Genomic DNA, 5,181 nt, shown 5'->3' with positions numbered 1-5,181 from the left:
AAGACCGAAGACCGAAGACCGAAGACCGAAGACCGAAGACCGAAGACCGAAGACCGAAGACCGAAGACCGAAGACCGAAGACCGAAGACCGAAGACCGAAGACCGAAGACCGAAGACCTTCAAAAGGTACTTATGTAAAATACCGCTTGCCGCAGTAAAAGTCAAGTTTTTTGAGTAATTCGGCACTGTTTCCCTCTGTATATTTAGTTCGGTTGTAGTCAAAACTTTCGATAAAATAATATTTGCGAAAAAGATTTGTTAAATATAATTGCTATAACATACTCATAACATCTCCTCCGTTATTCTCCAAAAATCTCTTTAATACATTCCGTAATTTTTGTTTTCAACGGCGTTATACAAATCCAAGAGATTATCCTTGTCGCTGAATAATTTCGTGAATACTCTGTCTTTATATTTCCTGTTCGCCGTCATTTGTTTCTTTCCGAAGCAATCCCGATATTCTTTGACAGAACCGGCATCAATGATGTATTTTTCATATAAACAAAGGAGCGGACTGTGAACAGATTCGATTTGCTTCGACAAAAAATGAAAGAAAAAATTCTAGTTCTTGACGGAGCGACGGGAACTGAAATCCAAAAATACGGACTTAGCGAAAAAGATTTCAGTAAAGGAATTTTTGCAGGCAACAAAATACCTCTCAAAGGCAACAACGACGTTTTACCGATTACAAGACCGGACGTTATCGCAGAGTTGCACAGAAGATATTTTGAAGCCGGCGCAGACATTGTCGATACCTGCTCTTTTAACGCAAACGCGGTCTCACAGGCGGATTACGGATTGCAAAATTACGTCGCGACACTCAACTTTGAGGCGGCGAAAATCGCAAGGAAAGTCGCTGACGAAATAGAACGAGAAACGGGTGTTACTAGATTCGTTTCGGGTTGCATAGGTCCTTCCGGAAAAACCGCTTCAATGTCGCCCGACGTGGAAAATCCGGCGGCAAGAAATATTACGTTCGACGAATTATCGGATACTTTTTATATCGCCGTTGAGAATTTGATTAAAGGCGGTGCGGATTGTATTCTGCTTGAAACGCAGTTTGACGCACTTAACACAAAAGCGGGAATTTTTGCCGTACAGGAATACAATAGAAAGCATGGAGTAGATGTTCCGATTATGATTTCCGGAACGATTTCCGACGTTTCTGGACGAATTTTGACGGGGCAAACAATATCTGCGTTTTATGCAAGCGTCGCGCATGCAAAACCGATTTCTATCGGACTGAATTGCTCTTTGGGAGCGGATTTGCTTGCTCCATACGTCGAAGAATTGGCAAAGATTGCAAACTGTGGAGTTTCGTGTCATCCTAATGCCGGACTTCCCGACGAACTTGGGAATTATACGCATACACCGCAGCAAATGGTAGATATTATTGAGAATTGGGCGAAAGACGGTTTGCTAAATGTCGTAGGCGGCTGCTGCGGAACTACTCCCGACCATATTAAAGCGCTTGCAGACTGTGTTAAAAAATATCCTCCGAGAAAAATAGAAAAAAGAAACAGAAACATGCTTTTGAGCGGGCTTGAACTGTTTGAACTGCGCAAAGATTCGCTTTTTGTAAATATAGGCGAAAGAACAAACGTTGCGGGAAGCGCAAAATTCGCCCGATTAATCCGTGAAAAAAATTATGAAGAAGCGTTGAAAGTGGCAAGCGAGCAAGTCGAAAGCGGTGCGCAGGTAATAGACGTAAACCTTGACGACGCAATGCTTGACGCCGAAGAAGAAATGAAGAACACGCTGAACTTTTTTGCCGCCGACCCATCGGTAAATCGCGTTCCGGTAATGATAGACAGCAGCAAATGGGAGGTTATAGAAGCGGGACTGAAATGCTGCGGCGGCAAAACTATAGTAAATTCGATTTCGCTTAAAGAGGGCGAGGAGAAATTTATCGACAAAGCGAAAAAAATTATGCGTTTTGGCGCGGCTATCGTCGTTATGGCGTTTGACGAAAAAGGGCAGGCGGATACGAAAGAGCGAAAAATAGAAATTTGTGAAAGGTCGTACAATATTCTTAAAGCAATAGGATTTAACGAAGAAGATATAATTTTCGACCCGAACATTTTTGCGGTAGGAACCGGACTTGACGAGCATAGAAAATATGCGATCGATTTCATCGAAGCGGTAAGAATCATCAAACAAAGAATGCCCAAAACCCATATTTCCGGCGGCGTAAGCAATGTTTCGTTTGCGTTTCGCCCAAACAATTTTATTCGTGAGGCGATCCATTCCTGTTTTCTCTGTCATGCGATCGCGGCGGGAATGGATATGGGAATTGTAAATGCCGGCGTAATCCCTCCTTATTCTGAAATAGATGCACAACTTAAAGAAAAGATAGAGGATTTGCTCTTTGACAGGAATAACGACGCCGCGCAAAACTTACTTGATTTGGCGCAATCGCTTAAAAATGAAAATCAGAAAGAAGTAAAAACGGCGCAGTGGCGCACTTTGCCTGCCGCCCAGCGGCTTTCTCATTCGCTTGTAAAAGGAATAACCGATTTTATCGAAGAAGACGTCGCGCAAGTTCGAAAAGAATTTGAAAGCGCGGTTGCGATTATCGAAGGTCCGCTTATGGACGGAATGAACACGGTCGGTCAGTTGTTCGGCGATGGAAAAATGTTTTTGCCGCAGGTTGTAAAATCGGCGAGAGTTATGAAAAAAGCGGTTGAGGTTTTACGTCCCCAGATAGAAAAAGAAAAAAAGGGGGAAGCGAAATCGGCGGGTAAAATCCTTTTGGCTACGGTCAAAGGCGACGTTCACGATATAGGCAAAAATATTGTCGCGATTATTTTGCAGTGCAACAATTATGAAGTTATAGATATGGGCGTAATGGTTTCATGCGAGGATATTTTAGACAAGGCGTTGACGGAAAACGTAGATATTATCGGACTTTCCGGTTTGATTACGCCGTCGCTTGAAGAAATGGCGAACGTCGCAAAAAGAATGAGCGAACGCAAAATGAAAATCCCGCTTCTTTTGGGCGGCGCTACGACTTCGCCCGTTCATACCGCGATAAAAATTTCCCCGCAGTATTCTTTCGGAGTAGTTCAGGTTCGCGACGCTTCTTTAATGCCTGGAATTGTGAAAAAACTTTTGAGCGGCGAAAAACAGAAATTCCTTGACGAACTTAACACGCAATACGAAAATTTACGGCAAACCCGACAAAGTCAAAAAAGCGAAAAGGTTTCGCTTGAATTTGCCAGAGCGAATAGGGCGAATAATTAAAATAACGAATCGCTCCGAAATTAAACGAAAAACATTGGATTCTTTATTTTTTGCGCCGTTATTTTGTATGTGCATATTCAATACGCGTTATTAATTATTTTCGCTTTGTCCGGCGTCATAACTTTTATTATCGGATATGTGTATATCAAAAATAATAACAATTTAATCAAAGTTTCCGGTATAATTACAAGTACATTTCTTTGTATGTCGGCATTGGAATGCCGGGTGTTATGTTATGAAAGATCGTTGTTCGCCGCTTGATAACGTTTGAAAATTTGACGTTATACTCTCTCACCTCATCAAAAAGCCGTATTCATAAACTTTCGGTTCGATTTTTTTCGCCAAAAATTTCAACTCTTGCCGCAAATTACCGATGAGTTCGTTATACTTTTCATCGTTTGATTTATTATTCATCTTTCCCGTGTCGTTTCTTCCTTGAAAAAATTCGCGAATATCGTAAAAAGAGGCGTTTACGTCAATATTTTTCTGAGAGTGATAATATTTCCACAACTCTCTACCCGCGTCAAAGACAGCCAAAGCCTGCGGTGAAAAGCTAAGCGGCCGGGGTTTTGTGCGTTCTTCTTCAAATAAACTGTTTTCTTTCTCTAATTTTACCTTTCCGGCGATAAAGTCGGTCATAAGATTACTGTTAAATTTCTCGCGAGAATTCACTTCGCTCTCAATAAACGGAATCCAATGGTTTGTGCCGTGTTTTGCACTTATATTATTATTGAAAAGAGTGTAAGTAAAACAATCCGTCTTAAACTCAATATCACTTTTCCAGTAATCATTTGGAAAAAGAAACTGATCACGGTCGTTTAACCAGTTTTCAGGAATCACTTTGCGAACTGCGAAGTAAATACATGCCGGAATTAAATTTGTTGTGGTAATTAAAACATAAATTCCATGCCTTATTCCTTTTTTATTTTGGATATTAACAACTCTGTTATTCTGAAAATCCGGTGCATCCGCCATTAAATATCCTATACCTTGTAATGTTTTTGTATCGTTATGTTTTCTTAACCACTGATTAATTCTTCCTTTTTTATTATCATCATAGAAGTAAAACACTTTCTCTCCGCTCAAATTTCCATCCTTATCATAAACATCTGCGGATATGCTTTCAAACTTCTGTTTCTTATCGGTATCCCAAACGTGAAAGCCTATAGGAAACTGTCCGTGAACATTGTCAAAGGTGTCGGCAGGTATTACAAAGAGTTTTTCCAGCTTTGCACGAAAGTTTTCTCTGAAAACTCCAAAGTTGGAAGCGCATAGCGCTTTCAACTTTGCAAAATTTGCAATTTTACAACGTTGTATTTCGCAATGTATTCTTATCAAAAACTGTGTAAACAGTTCATTACTTGCTTTTCCAAGCATTAACTTATATGTTTTTACCGTTTTATTTGCGTTTGATACCCCATCTTTATTTTTTCCTGTCCCAGTTCTCTGCTTACTGTCGCCAGCCTCCGCATACGGAGGGTTAATATAAACAATAAGTTTCTTGCTTTTTTCTTCGTCGCTTATAATTTCAAACAGTTTATCCGGTAATTTTCCGCCTTTTGCTTTTGGTAAAAACTCATCATTTAAAAAATCAAACTGAAATACATGATTCTCAAGCAAATTGGCTCCGTTTTCTATTCTGTCGCGTATAACATCAACATCCGCCTTATCCAAAGTCGAAGCGTATATATTGTATTTGTTAGTAAGTCCGATGAGTAAATTTCCCGTGCCCGCAGCGCAATCCCATACATAATACTCATCCTGCCAGTTTTCGCCCAAAACCTCGGCGATATAACGTTGTGACAACTCCACCCACCGTTGCGGAGTAAAAAATGAACCCTTTCTTTCGCGAACATCCTGCGGAACAAGCATATCTCGACGCTCTATTATGTAATCCCAGTATTCCTCTTTGGGCGGACGAAGATATTTCGCCCAAAA

Annotated in this window: 2 protein-coding genes; one reads left to right on the top strand and one right to left on the bottom strand. The window is 40.7% G+C overall.

The window, feature by feature from the left end:
• Nucleotides 1-516 precede the first annotated feature (516 nt).
• A complete protein-coding gene (metH, locus tag LBH98_07285) occupies nt 517-3,243 on the top strand; it encodes a methionine synthase (GenBank protein ID MDR0304551.1) in 2,727 nt (908 codons plus the stop codon).
• Between the two features lie 291 nt (nt 3,244-3,534).
• Here metH and LBH98_07280 read toward each other — a convergent pair.
• On the bottom strand, nt 3,535-5,181 hold a 1,647-nt coding region (locus tag LBH98_07280; GenBank protein ID MDR0304550.1), incomplete at its 5' end, for a hypothetical protein.

Source organism: Chitinispirillales bacterium (genome assembly GCA_031254455.1).
Classification (GTDB): Bacteria; Fibrobacterota; Chitinivibrionia; order Chitinivibrionales; family Chitinivibrionaceae; genus WRFX01.
The sequence above is the reverse complement of the archived record's forward strand: the minus strand, read 5'-3'. Positions and strand labels throughout refer to the sequence as shown.